This is a genomic window from Stenotrophomonas terrae, from assembly GCF_001431465.1.
Lineage (GTDB): Bacteria > Pseudomonadota > Gammaproteobacteria > Xanthomonadales > Xanthomonadaceae > Stenotrophomonas > Stenotrophomonas terrae.
Map to the genome: position 1 here is coordinate 87,747 of NZ_LDJJ01000015.1, position 14,533 is coordinate 102,279.

General features: G+C 64.1%; 14 protein-coding genes. 10 read left to right on the top strand and 4 right to left on the bottom strand.

All coding sequences use genetic code 11. From position 1 onward, the window contains the following. The first annotated feature begins 17 nt into the window (after positions 1-17). Positions 18-1,679 (top strand): fatty acid--CoA ligase, encoded by a 1,662-nt coding sequence (locus ABB27_RS05645; RefSeq protein WP_057627257.1) that lies wholly within the window; start codon positions 18-20, stop codon positions 1,677-1,679. 207 nt (positions 1,680-1,886) lie between these two features. Here the strand turns inward: ABB27_RS05645 and ABB27_RS05650 are convergent, their stop codons facing one another. The 3 genes from ABB27_RS05650 to ABB27_RS05660 form a co-directional block, all read right to left on the bottom strand. Then, positions 1,887-3,569, bottom strand: coding sequence for an amidohydrolase (locus ABB27_RS05650; protein ID WP_057627258.1), 1,683 nt, complete (start codon positions 3,567-3,569; stop codon positions 1,887-1,889). A 99-nt stretch (positions 3,570-3,668) separates the two neighbouring features. Then, entirely contained in the window at positions 3,669-4,409 is a 741-nt protein-coding gene (locus tag ABB27_RS05655; RefSeq protein ID WP_057627259.1) for a glycine zipper 2TM domain-containing protein, read from the bottom strand. Positions 4,410-4,526: 117 nt separating this feature from the next. Next, a complete protein-coding gene (locus ABB27_RS05660; protein ID WP_057627260.1) occupies positions 4,527-4,961 on the bottom strand; it encodes an OsmC family protein in 435 nt (144 codons plus the stop codon). 303 nt (positions 4,962-5,264) lie between these two features. Here ABB27_RS05660 and ABB27_RS05665 point away from each other — a divergent pair, with 303 nt between their 5' ends. From ABB27_RS05665 to ABB27_RS05675, 3 genes are all read left to right on the top strand, one after another. Continuing rightward, positions 5,265-5,675 carry an HU family DNA-binding protein gene (locus ABB27_RS05665; RefSeq protein WP_057627275.1) on the top strand — a complete coding sequence of 137 codons (411 nt, stop codon included), beginning with the start codon at positions 5,265-5,267 and terminating at the stop codon, positions 5,673-5,675. Between the two features lie 208 nt (positions 5,676-5,883). Then, a complete protein-coding gene (locus tag ABB27_RS05670; protein WP_057627261.1) occupies positions 5,884-6,192 on the top strand; it encodes a DUF3861 family protein in 309 nt (102 codons plus the stop codon). A gap of 319 nt (positions 6,193-6,511) precedes the next feature. Next, positions 6,512-7,099 (top strand): YceB family lipoprotein, encoded by a 588-nt coding sequence (locus tag ABB27_RS05675; protein WP_057627262.1) that lies wholly within the window; start codon positions 6,512-6,514, stop codon positions 7,097-7,099. 216 nt (positions 7,100-7,315) lie between these two features. Here the strand turns inward: ABB27_RS05675 and ABB27_RS05680 are convergent, their stop codons facing one another. Then, positions 7,316-7,783, bottom strand: coding sequence for an SET domain-containing protein (locus ABB27_RS05680; RefSeq protein ID WP_057627276.1), 468 nt, complete (start codon positions 7,781-7,783; stop codon positions 7,316-7,318). A gap of 663 nt (positions 7,784-8,446) precedes the next feature. Between ABB27_RS05680 and ABB27_RS05685 the strand changes: the two genes are divergently transcribed. From ABB27_RS05685 to ABB27_RS05710, 6 genes are read left to right on the top strand one after another with little or no spacing between them, the layout of a single operon-like run. Then, the gene (locus ABB27_RS05685) at positions 8,447-8,893 is read left to right on the top strand and encodes an SUF system Fe-S cluster assembly regulator (protein WP_057627263.1); all 447 of its coding nucleotides are present in this window, start codon (positions 8,447-8,449) and stop codon (positions 8,891-8,893) included. A 19-nt stretch (positions 8,894-8,912) separates the two neighbouring features. Continuing rightward, positions 8,913-10,388: a Fe-S cluster assembly protein SufB gene (sufB, locus tag ABB27_RS05690; RefSeq protein ID WP_057627264.1), complete on the top strand. Its 1,476-nt coding sequence runs from the start codon at positions 8,913-8,915 to the stop codon at positions 10,386-10,388. Continuing rightward, on the top strand, positions 10,385-10,795 hold the full coding sequence (locus ABB27_RS05695) for a lysozyme inhibitor LprI family protein (RefSeq protein WP_057627265.1): 411 nt from the start codon (positions 10,385-10,387) through the stop codon (positions 10,793-10,795). The genes sufB and ABB27_RS05695 overlap by 4 nt, the downstream gene beginning before the upstream one ends. Positions 10,796-10,831: 36 nt before the next feature. Beyond that, a complete protein-coding gene (gene sufC, locus ABB27_RS05700) occupies positions 10,832-11,596 on the top strand; it encodes a Fe-S cluster assembly ATPase SufC (RefSeq protein WP_057627266.1) in 765 nt (254 codons plus the stop codon). Continuing rightward, on the top strand, positions 11,596-12,891 hold the full coding sequence (gene sufD / locus ABB27_RS05705; RefSeq protein WP_057627267.1) for a Fe-S cluster assembly protein SufD: 1,296 nt from the start codon (positions 11,596-11,598) through the stop codon (positions 12,889-12,891). Before sufC ends, sufD begins: the two co-directional genes overlap by 1 nt. Further along, positions 12,888-14,144, top strand: a complete 1,257-nt coding sequence (locus tag ABB27_RS05710) for a cysteine desulfurase (RefSeq protein ID WP_057627268.1) — start codon at positions 12,888-12,890, stop codon at positions 14,142-14,144. Before sufD ends, ABB27_RS05710 begins: the two co-directional genes overlap by 4 nt. Positions 14,145-14,533 lie beyond the last annotated feature (389 nt).

Genomic DNA, 14,533 nt, shown 5'->3' on the forward strand with positions numbered 1-14,533 from the left:
TGCCCCAGGACATCCCGATGCCATTCGCAACAGACTCGAACCAGACCGATTCCAGCGCCTACGCCTATCCCCTGCTGATCAAGCAGCTGCTGCACACACCACTGGCGGTCAGTCCCGATCAGCAGATCGTCTACGGCGACAGGGTCCGCTTCAGCTACCGCACATTGCAGGCGCGCATCGGCCAGCTGGCCGGGCTGCTGACCTCGCTGGGCGTAAAGCCCGGCGACACCGTGGCGGTGATGGACTGGGACAGCAACCGCTACCTGGAAAGCTATTTCGCCGTGCCGATGATCGGTGCCGTGCTGATGATGGTGAACATACGCCTGGCCCCGGAACAGATCGCCTACACCCTGAACCACAGCGGCGCGCGGGTGATCCTGGCCAACCGCGAGTTCCTGCAGGTGCTGGAAAGCATCAACGAACAGTTGCCGGATCTGCGCACGCGGGTTCTGCTGGATGACGAAGGCGGTCCACTGCCCGATGGCTTCGCCGCGGAGTACGAGGCGGGCCTGACGCAGGCCGAGCCGGTCAGCAACTTTCCCGACTTCGACGAGAACAGCCGCGCCACCCTGTTCTATACGACCGGCACCACCGGTCTGCCCAAGGGCGTGTATTTCAGCCACCGGCAACTGGTGCTGCATTCGCTGGCGGCGATGGCGGCACTGGGCAGCGCGCCCGCCCAGGGCCGCCTGCATCGCGACGACGTGTATATGCCGATCACGCCGATGTTCCACGTGCACGCCTGGGGCGTGCCGTACGTGGCCACGCTGATGGGCATCAAGCAGGTCTATCCGGGCCGCTACCTGCCGGGCAAGCTGCTGGAACTGATCGCGCGCGAGAAGGTGACGTTCTCGCACTGCGTGCCGACCATTCTCCACATGCTGCTTGCCCATCCCAGTTCGGCAGATACCGATCTGCGCGGTTGGAAGGTCATCATCGGTGGCGCCGCATTGCCACGCGCGCTTTGCCAGCAGGCATTGGCACGCGGCATCGACATCTTCGGTGGCTACGGCATGTCCGAGACCTGCCCGGTACTCACCCTCGCCCACATCGACGCCGAGATGTTGGCGGGCACCGACGAAGAACTGTCCCTGCGCACCAAGGCCGGCATTCCGATACCGCTGGTCGAGCTGCGCATCGTCGATCAGGACATGAACGAGGTCACCCATGACGGTATCGCCACCGGCGAAGTCGTGGTGCGCGCGCCATGGCTGACCCAGGCTTATCTGCACAACCCCGACGCTTCAGACGCCCTGTGGGCCGGTGGCTACCTGCACACCGGCGACATCGGCAACATCGACAGCGGCGGCTACCTGCGTGTCACCGACCGCATCAAGGACGTGATCAAGACCGGTGGCGAGTGGATCTCCTCGCTCGCACTGGAAGACATCATCGCCATGCACCCGGCGGTCAATGAAGTTGCCGTCATCGGCGTCGCCGATGCGAAATGGGGTGAACGGCCACTGCCCTTGGTGGTCAGCCACGCAGGCAGCACGGTTACCGAAGCCGAGATAATCGAACTGGTAGCCGCGCGCAGCCGCGCCGGTGACATCTCACGCTACGCGATCCCGGACCGCGTCAGCTTCGTCGATTCGATAGAGCGCACCAGCGTGGGCAAAATCAACAAGAAGAAACTGCGCAGCCTGTATGACCCATCGGTGGAGCCGACCCGCACCTGATGCGCAGACATGGCAATCGCTTTTGTTGTAGGAGCGGCGTAAGCCGCGAAGCCGGCAGCAATGCAGTTGCCAACATGTCCGCAATCGAATGAATCACGAGCTTCGCGGCTGACGCCGCTCCTACAAAAGAAGCCGATGCCAGGAGTTTGGCATCGGCTTCCGGGTGACAGATGTTCAAGTAGACAGCATTACCGCGGTCGCAAGGCTTCAACCCTCCGGCGTAGCCGCCTTGTAAACCGGCTCACCATCGACCCAGGTCGACAGCACCTTCAGGTCATCGAGCTGGTCGGCGGCGACTTTCAGCGGGTCTCGATCCAGCACCACGAAGTCCGCACGCAGGCCACGCTGCAATTTGCCGACCTGCGCTTCGTCATGGCCAGCCCAGGCCGCGTCACTGGTGAAGCCGCGCAGGGCTTCGGCGGCACTCAGGCGTTGCTCCGGCTGCCAACCGCCCGGCGGCTGGCCATCACGGTCCTGGCGGGTCACCGCCGCATACAGGCCAAGCCGCGGGTCGACCTGCTCCACCGGGAAGTCGGAACCCAAGGCCAAGCGTGCGCCGCTGTGCAGAAAACGCTGCCAGGCATAGGCGCCCAGAATGCGCTCGGGCCCAACCCGCTGCTCAGCCCAGCCCATGTCCGAGGTTGCATGGGTCGGCTGCATCGAGGCGATCACCCCCAGCTTGGCGAAGCGCGGGATGTCGTCCAGCGCTACCACCTGTGAGTGTTCGATGCGCCAGCGGTGGTCATCACCCTTGTGCGCACCCAGGACTTTCTCGTAGGTATCCAGCACGATGCGGTTGCCGCGATCGCCGATGGCGTGGGTGGCGACCTGCACCTTGCAACCGTCCGCCTTGCGCACCGCCACTTCGAACTCTTCCGGCGAGGTCATCAACAGGCCGTGGTTGTGCGGGTCGTCGCTATAGGCGGTGAGCAGGGCCGCGCCGCGGCTGCCCAAGGCCCCGTCCATGTAAAGTTTGACCCCGCGCATCTCCAGCCGCCCGCCCGGATGGGCATACAGGCCTGCCTTGCACAGGTCTTCCAGCGCTTCATTGTTGCCATCGGCATAGGCGTCGATGCGCAGCGGCAGCTCGCCCTGGTCGGCCAGACGCTTCATCAGCGCCAGGTCCTCTCGCGATACGCCCATGTCATGCACACCGGTCAGACCATTGCTGACCGCCGCCTGCAATGCCGCCTGCAGGCGCTTCTCACGTGATGCATCGTCCAGCGCCGGAATGTACTGATAGACCAGCGCTGCGGCGCCATCCACCAGCACGCCACTGGGCGTGCCATCCGCATTGCGCAGAATGCGCCCACCTTCCGGCTGCCAATCACCGGACAGGGAATTGCCGGCCCTTTCGGCAACGCGAATGGCTGCACTGTTGACCCAGCCGGCATGGCCATCGACACGTTCCAGATACAGCGGACGCTGCGGGAAGGCCGCATCCAGGTCGGCGACGGTGGGGAAATCGGTGTTGTCCCAGCGGTTCTGGTCCCAGCCGCGGCCCAGCAGCCACTCACCGGGCGCCAGCGTCTTCTCGAAAGCCTTGAGCCGCTCCACTACCTCGCCGCGGTTGCGCGCACCGGTCAGGTCGGCCTGCATCAAGGTATTGCCCAGGCCCATGATGTGCGCGTGGGCATCGATCAGGCCCGGCACCACGGTGGCGTCGCCCAGTTCCAGCGCTGCCGCCTTCGGGTAGGCCTTGCGCAGTGCCTCGGCACTGCCCACCTGCAGCACGCGGCCAGTGTCGCTGTCCCAGGCCATCGCACCAGCCACAGGCTGGGCGGCATCACCGGTGCGGATGGTATCGGCCAACAGCAGTTTGACCTCGGCCAGGGCCGGGAGCGCATGCAGACAGGGGAGCAACAGAGCTACACAGGCAATACGACGCATCACGCACCCTCCAGAACGGAATGCGTGGACTATGCCGTCATCCACCGGCGCTGACAAACCGTGCTCTGCGCCTCATCCGGGCAGAAACGCCCGCCGCGCTCAGTCGGCGCTTACGTCGACGCGTACGCGGATCTGTTCGCCCGGGTGATAGTCGCGGTGGGTGCGGTATTGGCGGCCGGCGTACTCGTAAGTGACATCGTAGCCATCGACGCGCTCGCTTTCGCTGCCATAGCCACTGGGCTCGCAGACGCGCACGTCACCGCGCTGGTAATTGGGCCGGTTGCTGGCCTCATAGATCGCGCGGCCAGCGGCGCCACCGGCGATGGTGCCGACCGCAGTGCCCAGGTAGCGGCCATCGCCACCACCGATGCGGCTGCCCAGCACCGCGCCGGCAAGCCCACCGATCACCGTCGCCAACTGGCGCCCGGTCTCATTGCCCTGCCGGTACTGGCCGTTGTCCTGGCCACGGTCGTAGTAGCCATCATTGCGGTAGGTGTTGCTGCCATAGCCGTTGTTGCCATAGCCGCCAGCCTGATAGCCGTTGTTTCCATTGATATAACCGCCATCGTTGCGCTCGTAGCAGCGCTGGTTGCTGCCCTGCCCGCCGCCGACGATGACCGGATCGACCCTGACCACCCGCGCATAGTCATAGACCGGGTCGCTGCCATTGCCCTGGCCCGGGCGGTACTGACCGTCGTCGTAGCGATCGGGCCGGTACTGGCCGTCATCGTAAGAGCCGTTGGGACGATACTGGCCATCGTCATAACGCTGCGCGGACGCATTGAATGCGCACAGACCACCGGCAAGCAGGACAGCGGCAACAGCAAACGATCGACACATGGCAGTAACCACCGGGTTGGGATGACAGATGCTCAGGTGCGTCGGGTGAAACGACCCTGAATCGGCCCGGCCAGCGTTGCACGCCTGCCGGGCCAATACCAGATCAGGCCGAACAGATCAGGCCGAAAATTCGGTATCCAGGCTGACCGGCACCGCACTCAAGGCCTTGGACACCGGGCAGTTCTGCTTGGCGTCATCGGCAATCGCGCGGAACCGCGTCTCATCCAGGCCTGGCACCACCGCCTTTACCTTGAGCCGGATCTGCGACAGCTGCGGGCCACCTTCCATCGACAGGTCGACATCGGCGCGGGTGTCCAGCGAGGTCGGCGGGAAGCCTGCCTCACTGAGCTTGGCCGACAGCGCCATGGTGAAGCAGCCGGCATGTGCCGCGGCGATCAGCTCCTCCGGGTTGGTGCCCTTCTCATCGCCGAAGCGGCTGTTGAAGGCGTAGCGGGTGTTCTCCATCAAACCGCTCTGCGGCGTGCTCAAACGGCCCTGCCCGGTCTTCAGATCGCCTTCCCAGTGTGCGGTGGCGTGACGCGAAATACCCATGGTCGAACTCCTCGTGGTGGATGACGCAAGCAGCCTAAACCACCTCCCGTTAGCAGCTTGTGCGGCACCACCGGCCATGCCGAAGGCGTGCCCGTCGACGCGGGGCGACAGCGACAGCGATCACCGCTCAACCCTGCTTTTGCATCACTTCCGGCACCGATTTGTTGTCCAAATACGCCCGGAAGCAATTTTTATGGGCTTTTTCTTCGATTACCTATTGGCGTCACGCAATTCATGCCCTACATTTCGCTTGCCGACGGGGTCGGCACGACCAACAACCAACCGTTCACGGAACAGGAAATCATGGCAAAGACCGCTAAAAAGGCTGCCCCGAAGAAGGCAGTGAAGAAAGTAGCAACGAAGGCTGCAACCAAGGCTGCCGCCAAGCCGGCCGCACCGAAGCCGATCAAGGAAGCACTGACCAAGTCCGGTCTGGTTGCCCACATCGCTGAAGCCACCTCGGTTGCTGCCAAGGACGTGCGCGCTGTGTTCGCCGCCCTGGAAGGCGCCGTCGCTGCCTCGGTCAACAAGAAGGGCGCTGGCTCCTTCACCCTGCCGGGCCTGCTGAAGATCTCCACCGTGAGCGTTCCGGCCAAGCCGAAGCGCAAGGGCATCAACCCGTTCACCAAGGAAGAGCAGTGGTTTGCCGCCAAGCCGGCCACCACCAAGCTCAAGGTGCGTCCGCTCAAGAAGCTCAAGGACGCTGCGCTGTAATCAGCGCGCCCCTTGGCGAAGAAACGGGACGGCTCAGCCGTCCCGTTTTTTTTGGGCCGCCGCAGCGCGGAAAACGTTCCCATGGGCCGCAGCGTTCCGTCAGTGGCATGGGGAAAACACTGGAACACAGCGTCATGGTTCAAACCCTCGTACCTGTGCCCGCAGCGGCCTATGGTGGCCACTCCCCCGCTCTCCTTCGTAGTCCACCATGTCCATCAGCAAGCATCGCTACCGTATCTCCGTCACTCCGATCGAGACCGACGGCCAGCAGTGCAGCGGCCGTTGCTCGATCGAGTTCGAACAACGCAGCCAGTACAACTGGATGCACCAGCTGGAAACTGCCCAAGGCCAACGTCGGCTGTCCTGCAATGAGGATGCCGGCATCGTGGTGGCCACCGGCCTGCTGGAAACCCTGGCCGAATCGGCCGGCAAGCCGGGCAGTCTGTTGAGCGCGCTACAGCCGGAACTGGACCAGCTGCTGCACAAGCTGCAGGTGCTGCAGGCCCCTGTCGAATAAGCAGCTGGCAGGGCCGTTGGCTGGCCCTTTAGACTGACGACAACAATCAGGAGCCGCCGATGCGCGCTGTCCCACTGTTGATCGCCACCACTCTGCTCGCCGGTTGTTCGTGCCAACGCAGCGCCGGATGCTGCGCAGGCTCAGCGCCCGCGGATGAGGCCAACTTCAAGCACGAAACCGTCGTGGCGAAGCTGATACATGCCTCTGCAGGTACTGTTCGAGAATGAGGCCTGCCCATTGGGTTGAGCGCGCTAATTGGCCGTTCACCCGATAGGGTTATCTTGCTATTCCAACCTGCTGCAACTACCGAGTGCGCCCGATGAAACTGCGTTCCCTGCTTCTCCCCAGCATTGCCCTGATCGCGCTCGCTGGCAGCGCCCACGCCGCACCGCAGATCAATGGCAAGCAATTGACCGTGGGTGCAGCCGATGTGCAGCAGTACCTGGATGGCAGCTTCCCGCGCACGCAGAAGGCACTGGGCGGGCTGCTGGCCCTGACCGTCAGCCAGCCGCACCTGACCCTGCCGCAAGGCAGCCGCCTGGACCTGGGCTTCAACCTGGCCATGGCCGCCGGCGGCTCGTCGATGCCGGTGGGTGATGTCCAGATCAGCAGCGGCCTGCGCTACGACGCACAGACCCAGGGCTTCCACCTGGACCAGCCCACGGTCGATGGCTTCCGCCCCAGCGCTGCCGGCGGCGGTGAACTGGATTCCAGTACCCGCAGCCTGCTGAACAGCTGGCTGGCCGACTACGCCCGCCGCGAGCCGATCTACAAGATCGACCCAGCCATCGCCAAGGTGATGGGCGTACTGCAGGTGAAATCGGTCGGCATCCAGAACGGCCGCATCGCGGTGGACTTCAACCAGAACCTGGGCAGCTTCGTGCCGCAGGGTTTGCTGGGGAACTGAGCGGCACTGTCACTGGAAAGCAAAGAGGCCGCGATTGCGGCCTCTTTCATTTTGCTTACTTGTGGGAGCGGCGTAAGCCGCGAAGCTGACGGTGTGTCAGCTTGGAAGCAGCGTATTCCCCGGAGGGCCGCACAACAGCAAATTGATGACATCTGAGCTGGCAGTAGCTTCGCGGCTTACGCCGCTCCCACAAAGTCAGGCGCTGCTGCCAGGGACTCAGCGCTTGGGCTGCAGCATGGTGCCGGTGCACTTGGGCGAACCGCAGCGGCATTCCCAGATCTTCTTCAGGCGCGGGGTGTGACGCTCAGCCAGGGTAATGCCGTAGTTGTAGGTCAGCTCTTCGCCAGCCTTGATGTCGCGGATAGCTTCAATGAACACCTTGTCGGCCGTGCGGTCGTCGCCTTCGGCTTCTTCGATCATCGCCTCGCAATTCGGATCACAGCTGTGGTTGATCCAGCGTGCGTCATTGCCTTTGTAGTTGGCGTCGATAACGTAGTCGTCGTTCAGGGTGAACAGGAAGGTGTGGCCGGTCTCCACATCGCCCGCGTCATCTGCATCCACCTCGGCATGGGTACGGCGCTTGCCCTTGTATTCAATGACGCGCTCGCCCTTCTTGATATCCGCCACGGCGAAGACGCCGTTGCCGTGGATGGAGGATTTGCGCGCCTGGATCTTCTTGGGCATGTACATGGCCGGGACTTGAGTGAGGCGGTGATTCTCCCCCATCGGGCAGGACAACCCAAGGGGAGCACTGCAATCAATGCAGGGAAGACGGCCATCAACGTCACCGGGGCAAGGGATGTGGGCTCTGACTCCCTCTCCCCTTGCGGGAGAGGGCTGGGGAGAGGGGAGGCCTTTGACGCCCCATCTCTTCATCCTGAAGAAAGAGCAAGCGGCTGCGCCACTCCCCTCTCCTGCCTTCGGCATCCTCTCCCGCAAGGGGAGAGGAAACGGCAAGCGGCTGCGCCGCCCCTCCCCTGCCTTCGGCATCCTCTCCCGCGAGGGGAGAGGAAACGGCAGGCGGCTGCGCCGCTACTTTTCTTGTCTTCGGCAATCTCGCGCGAAGGAAAGGAAGGCATCAGGTTCACTCAATGCCGCTTTTTGCCCCCTCTCCCCTTGCGGGAGAGGGCTGGGGAGAGGGGAGGCGTTTGCTCCCCATCTCTTCGCCCTGAGGAAACAGCAAGCGGCTGCGCCGCTCCCCTCTCCTGCCTTCGGCATCCTCTCCCGCAAGGGAGAGGAAACAGCAAGCCGCTTCACCGCCCCTTCTGCCACCTGAACAACAGAGCTTGGACCCTTTCGCGAGAAAGCGTACAATTTTGGTCCACATTGATACCCCCCAATCCCGCAATGCTCCGCGTCACCAAGCTTACCGATTACGCCACCGTCGTCCTGACCGTGCTCGCCGCACGGCCAGCCGAAGTGCTGAGCGCGACCGATCTGGCTGAAGCTGCCGGATTGGAGCCCCCCACCGTCAGCAAGCTGCTCAAGCCGCTGGCCCAGGCCGGTCTGGTCGAAGGCCTGCGCGGTGTGCATGGCGGCTACCGGCTCACCCGTCCCGCCTCCGAGATCACCTTGATCGAGATCCTGGAAGCGATGGAAGGTCCGCTGGCCATCACCGAATGCAGCCAGGAGCAGAGCCAGTGCGGCCTTGCCGGGCAGTGCGGTGTGCGCTCCAACTGGCGGCTTATCAATGACGTGGTTTCCGATGCCCTGCGCGGCGTCACCCTCGCGCAGATGCTGCACCCCTTACCGCTTGCCGACCGTCGCCGCATCAGCGCCGACGTCGTCTCCTGAACAACCGTAGGCAGCCCTGATGGCCACCGAGATCCTCGAAAACGTCGGCACCGCCGACAGCCCGAACCGTGAAATCCACGAACAACTGGGTCGCAAATACGACGCCGGCTTCGTCACGCTGATCGAATCCGAATCCTTCCCGCCCGGCCTGGACGAAGACGTCATCCGCGCGCTCTCGGCCAAGAAGGAAGAGCCCGAGTGGATGACGCAGTGGCGACTGGATGCCTATCGCCACTTCCTGACCATGCGCCAGCCCGACTGGGCCAAGCTGCAGATCGGCCCGATCGACCTGCAGGCCTTGAGCTACTTCTCCGCGCCGAAGGGCCCGAAGTACCAGTCGCTGGACGAAGTTCCCAAGGAACTGCTGGACACCTACGAGAAGCTCGGTGTGCCCTTGCACGAGCGCGCCAAGCTGGCCGGCGTCGCCGTGGATGCGGTGTTCGACTCGGTTTCGGTCGGCACCACCTTCCGCAAGGAACTGGCCGACAAGGGCGTGATCTTCTGCTCCATCTCCGAAGCCATCCGCGAATACCCGCAGCTGGTACGCAAGTACCTGGGCTCGGTGGTACCGGTGGGCGACAACTATTTCGCCGCGCTCAATTCAGCGGTGTTCTCCGACGGCAGCTTCGTGTTCGTGCCGGCCGGCGTGCGCAGCCCGATGGAACTGAGCACCTATTTCCGCATCAACGCCAGCAACACCGGGCAGTTCGAGCGCACCTTGATCATCTGCGAAGACAAGGCCTACGTCTCCTACCTGGAAGGCTGCACCGCGCCGATGCGCGATGAAAACCAGCTGCATGCCGCCGTGGTTGAGCTGGTGGCGCTGGAAGATGCCGAGATCAAGTATTCAACCGTGCAGAACTGGTACCCGGGCGACGAGAACGGCGTCGGCGGCATCTACAACTTCGTCACCAAGCGTGCCGAATGCCGTGGCGCGCGCTCCAAGGTGACCTGGACCCAGGTGGAAACCGGCTCGGCCATCACCTGGAAGTACCCGTCCTGCGTATTGCTCGGCGATGACTCGGTGGGCGAATTCCACTCGGTGGCGCTGACCCATCACCGCCAGCAGGCCGATACCGGCACCAAGATGATCCATGTCGGCAAGCGCACCAAGAGCAAGATCATCTCCAAGGGCATCAGCGCCGGCCATGGCCAGAACACCTATCGCGGTCTGGTGCGGGTGGACCGCGGCGCCGAGGGCGCGCGCAACTACACCCAGTGCGACTCGTTGCTGATCGGCAAGAAGTGCGGCGCCCACACCTTCCCCTATATCGAGGTGAAGAACCCCAGCGCCACCGTCGAGCACGAGGCCACCACCTCCAAGATCTCCGACGACCAGCTGTTCTATTGCCGTGCGCGCGGCATCGACCAGGAAAACGCGGTGTCGATGATCGTTGACGGCTTCTGCAAGCAGGTGTTCAAGGAATTGCCGATGGAATTCGCGGTGGAAGCCAAGAAACTGCTGGAAGTGTCGCTGGAAGGATCGGTCGGATGAGCCGCCTACCGCTACTCCTGCTGGCGCTGCTGCCGTTCGCCGCCTCCGCTGCGTCGGCGGGCAAGGCCTGCGATGACGCCCGCACCCAGTTGGATATCAACGAGTGCGCGGCGGCCGAAGCCACCGCCGCCGATGCCGAGCTCAACGCCGTATACCGGCAGGTGATGCAGCAGCTGCAGGGCCAGCCCGTCGCCATCGACAAGCTGCGCGCCGCCCAGCGCCTGTGGATCCCGCTGCGCGATGCCGATATCGAAGCGCGCTACCCGGTTGGCAAGGACGAGGATCCGCGCATCCTGTACGGCTCGGTGTATCCGATGCTGTATTCCAGCAACAAGGCCGCATTGACCCGGCAGCGCACGCAATGGCTGCGCGCCACCTTCCTCGATCGCGCCGAAGGCGAGCTCTGATCGCCCCGCACCCTACATATTGAAGAACGCACCCTCATGCTGAAGATCGAAAACCTCCACGCAAGCATCGGCGACAAGGAAATCCTCAAGGGCCTGTCGCTGGACGTGAAACCGGGCGAAGTGCACGCCATCATGGGCCCGAACGGCGCCGGCAAGTCCACCCTGGGCAATGTGTTGTCCGGCCGTGAAGGCTATGACGTCACCGCCGGCACCGTGCTGTTTGAAGACAACGATCTGCTGGAGCTGGAACCGGAAGCGCGCGCCGCCGCCGGCCTGTTCCTGGCCTTCCAGTACCCGGTGGAAATCCCTGGCGTCAACAACACCTACTTCCTGCGTGCCGCGCTCAATGCGCAGCGCAAGGCGCGCGGTGAGGAAGAACTGGATTCGATGCAGTTCCTCAAGCTGGTCCGGCAGAAGCTGGCCGTGCTGCACCTGAAGGACGAACTGCTGCACCGTGGTGTCAACGAAGGCTTCTCCGGTGGCGAGAAGAAGCGCAACGAGATCTTCCAGCTGGCCGTGCTCGAGCCGAAGCTGGCGATCCTGGACGAAACCGACTCCGGCCTGGATATCGATGCGCTCAAGAGCGTGGCCGATGGCGTCAACGCCCTGCGTTCGTCGGAACGTTCGTTCCTGGTCATCACCCATTACCAGCGCCTGCTCGATTACATCAAGCCGGACGTGGTGCATGTGCTGGCCGACGGCCGCATCGTCAAGACCGGTGGCCCGGAACTGGCGCTGGAGCTGGAAGCGCACGGTTATGACTTCCTGAAGGACCGCGTGGTCCGCGAGGCGGCCAAGTAATGACTGCCCTGCTAGATTCGTTGCGCGAATCCTTCGCAACAGCCCGCACATCCATGTGCGGGGATTCAACGAAAATCGCCGAACGGGAGGAGATTCTTGAGGCTGCGCTCAAGACCGGCCTGCCCGCCGCCCGCAACGAGGCCTGGAAGTACACCTCGCTGCGCCAGCTCGAACGCCGTAACTTCACCGCCGCACCGCTGCAGGCACCCGACATCGATGCAGCACTGCTGGCCGACATTCCGTCGCCGCGTCTGGTCTTCGTCAATGGCCGCCACAGCGTTGCCCTGAGCGACCTGTCCACGCTGGATGCCGGCGTGCAGGTGCGCACCTTGTCGGCCGTACAGAAGGACGAGCCGGAGGCATTGCGCTTCCTCGGCCGTCGCTTCGAACATGCCGAAGAAGTGTTCGCCCAGCTCAACGCCGCACTCGCCGATGAAGGCGTGCTGGTGCAGGTTGCCGAAGGCATCCTCAGCCAAACCCCGCTGCATCTGGTTTTCGTCAGTGCGGCAGACAGCAGCGACCATGCCTGGCATCACCGCCACCTGATCGAGCTGCGCCGCGGCGCTGTGTTCGGACTGGTCGAACATCACCTGCAGGCTGGCGACAGCGCGCATCTGGACAACACCCTGGTGCACGTCCACATCGCCCAGGACGCCGTGCTGTCGCATGCCCGCGTGCAGGCCGACAGCGCGCGTGCCACGTCGCTGCTGCGCACCGATGCGGTGCTGGCCCGCGATGCGCAGTACCGTCGCATCGATCTGGAACTGGGCGCTGCGCTGAGCCGTCATGAGCTCAACGTGCGCCTGGAAGGCGACAACGCCAAGCTCACCGCCAATGGCGTGCTGCTGGGCACCGGCCGCCGCCATATCGATACCCGCCTGGGCATCGAGCACATCGCCAAGGACACCAGCGCCGAGCTGGTCTGGCGCGGCGTGGCGGCCAACCGCAGCCGCGTGGTGTTCCATGGCGGCATCAACATCCGCGAAGGCGCGGATGGCACCGATGCCAACCTGTCCAACAAGAACCTGCTGCTGTCGGCCGACGCCGAGATCGATACCCAGCCGACGCTGGTGATCGATGCCGACGAGGTCAAGGCCGCGCACGGCGCCACCGTCGGTCAGCTTGATGCCAATGCGCTGTTCTACCTGCGCACGCGCGGCGTGCCGGCCGAACAGGCCCGCGCCATGCTCAGCGCCGCCTTCTGCCACGAGCCGCTGGCCGCCGTGAAAGGCGTTCTCACCGAAAAGCTGGCCCGTCATCTGGACCTGGCACTGCAACAGGCAGGCATGGCATGAACCTCAGTTCCCCGCGTCCGATCCAGCACCCGGCCAGCGCCCCCGACTGGGAGCGCGTGCGCGCTGATTTCCCGCTGCTGATGCGCGAAGTCAACGGCAAGCCGCTGGTGTATTTCGACAACGCCAACACCGCGCAGAAGCCGCTGTCGGTGATCGGCGCGGTGGACGAGTTCTACCGCCGCTACAACGCCAATGTCAGCCGCGCCGTGCATGCGCTGGGCACCGAGGCCACCGACGCCTACGAGGGCGCGCGCAACAAACTGGCGCGCTTCCTCAACGTGCGCGCCGATGAGCTGGTGCTGTGCAGTGGCACCACCTTCGCGATCAATCTGGTGGCGTATTCGTGGGCCTTGCCGCGACTGAAGGCCGGCGACGTGATCCTGGTTTCGCGCATGGAGCACCATGCCAACATCGTGCCGTGGCAGCTGATCGCCCAGCGCACCGGCGCGACCATCCGCGTGGCCGAGATCAGCCCGGACGGCAGCCTGGACCTGGACGCGTTGCATGCAGCGATGACGCCGGAAGTGAAGCTGCTGGCGCTCACCCATGTCTCCAACGTGCTGGGCACCATCAACCCGGTCCGCGAGATCTGCCGTGAAGCGCGCAAGCGCGGCATCATCACCGTGATTGATGGCTCGCAGGCTGCGCCGCACCTGCTCATCGACGTCGCCGCCATCGGCTGCGACTTCTATGCGGTGACCGGTCACAAGATGTGCGGCCCCACCGGTACCGGCGCGCTGTGGGCACGTCGCGAACACCTGCAGGACATGCCGCCCTTCCTCGGCGGTGGCGAGATGATCAAGGAAGTCAGCTTCGACGGCACGGTGTTCAACGATGCCCCGCACAAGTTTGAAGCCGGCACCCCGAACATCGCCGGCTTCATCGGCCTGGGCGTGGCCGTGGACTATATGGAAGCGCTGGGCCGCGAGCACATCGAGGCACGTGAGCAGGAACTGCTGGCCCACTTCACCGAAGAGCTGCAGCATGCCGAAGGCGTGCGCATCTTCGGCACGGCCCCGCACAAGGCGGCGGTGGTGTCGTTCCAGATCGAAGGCGCACATGCCCACGACCTGGCTACCCTGCTCGACCTGCAGGGCGTGGCCGTGCGTTCGGGCCAGCACTGCGCGCACCCGCTGCTGCAGTACTACGGCGTCGCCGCCACCTGCCGCGCCTCGCTGGCGTTCTACAACACGCATGAAGAGATCGAGTCCTTCATGGCCGCGTTGAAGAAAGTGCGCACCCTGCTGGGCTGATAGCCACGCTGCAGTTGTGGGAGCGGCATAAGCCGCGAAGCTGAAAATCCAACAGCGCAAAGCCTAATCCCTCCCAAACCCTCCCCTTGCCTACGGCAAAGGGAGGGGGGTGTAGTGCCGAGCCATGCTCGGCAAGGGCTTCACCGGTAGAGCTTCAGCCGAGCATGGCTCGGCACTACAGACGCGAGGCCACGGCTGCTTCCGCCTGCGAAGAGCTAACCCCTCCCCAGCCCTCTCCCTGCCTGCAGCAAAAAAGAAGAGTGATGTAGTGCCGAGCCATGCTCGGCAAGGGCTTCACCGGTAGAGCCTCAGCCGAGCATGGCTCGGCACTACAGACGCAAGGCCACGGCTGCGTCCCCTGCGAAGCGCTAACCCCTCCCAACCCTCCC

What these genes read in the sequence shown, in the direction of transcription:
- sufB (WP_057627264.1), top strand. Translation starts at nt 8,913, where the DNA reads ATGGCCACCGAGATCCTCGAAAACGTCGGCACCGCCGACAGCCCGAAC.
- sufD (WP_057627267.1), top strand. Translation starts at nt 11,596, where the DNA reads ATGACTGCCCTGCTAGATTCGTTGCGCGAATCCTTCGCAACAGCCCGC.
- ABB27_RS05710 (WP_057627268.1), top strand. Translation starts at nt 12,888, where the DNA reads ATGAACCTCAGTTCCCCGCGTCCGATCCAGCACCCGGCCAGCGCCCCC.
- ABB27_RS05645 (WP_057627257.1), top strand. Translation starts at nt 18, where the DNA reads ATGCCATTCGCAACAGACTCGAACCAGACCGATTCCAGCGCCTACGCC.
- ABB27_RS05670 (WP_057627261.1), top strand. Translation starts at nt 5,884, where the DNA reads ATGTCCATCAGCAAGCATCGCTACCGTATCTCCGTCACTCCGATCGAG.
- ABB27_RS05650 (WP_057627258.1), bottom strand. Translation starts at nt 3,569, where the DNA reads ATGCGTCGTATTGCCTGTGTAGCTCTGTTGCTCCCCTGTCTGCATGCG.
- ABB27_RS05675 (WP_057627262.1), top strand. Translation starts at nt 6,512, where the DNA reads ATGAAACTGCGTTCCCTGCTTCTCCCCAGCATTGCCCTGATCGCGCTC.
- ABB27_RS05655 (WP_057627259.1), bottom strand. Translation starts at nt 4,409, where the DNA reads ATGTGTCGATCGTTTGCTGTTGCCGCTGTCCTGCTTGCCGGTGGTCTG.
- sufC (WP_057627266.1), top strand. Translation starts at nt 10,832, where the DNA reads ATGCTGAAGATCGAAAACCTCCACGCAAGCATCGGCGACAAGGAAATC.
- ABB27_RS05695 (WP_057627265.1), top strand. Translation starts at nt 10,385, where the DNA reads ATGAGCCGCCTACCGCTACTCCTGCTGGCGCTGCTGCCGTTCGCCGCC.
- ABB27_RS05680 (WP_057627276.1), bottom strand. Translation starts at nt 7,783, where the DNA reads ATGCCCAAGAAGATCCAGGCGCGCAAATCCTCCATCCACGGCAACGGC.
- ABB27_RS05665 (WP_057627275.1), top strand. Translation starts at nt 5,265, where the DNA reads ATGGCAAAGACCGCTAAAAAGGCTGCCCCGAAGAAGGCAGTGAAGAAA.
- ABB27_RS05685 (WP_057627263.1), top strand. Translation starts at nt 8,447, where the DNA reads ATGCTCCGCGTCACCAAGCTTACCGATTACGCCACCGTCGTCCTGACC.
- ABB27_RS05660 (WP_057627260.1), bottom strand. Translation starts at nt 4,961, where the DNA reads ATGGGTATTTCGCGTCACGCCACCGCACACTGGGAAGGCGATCTGAAG.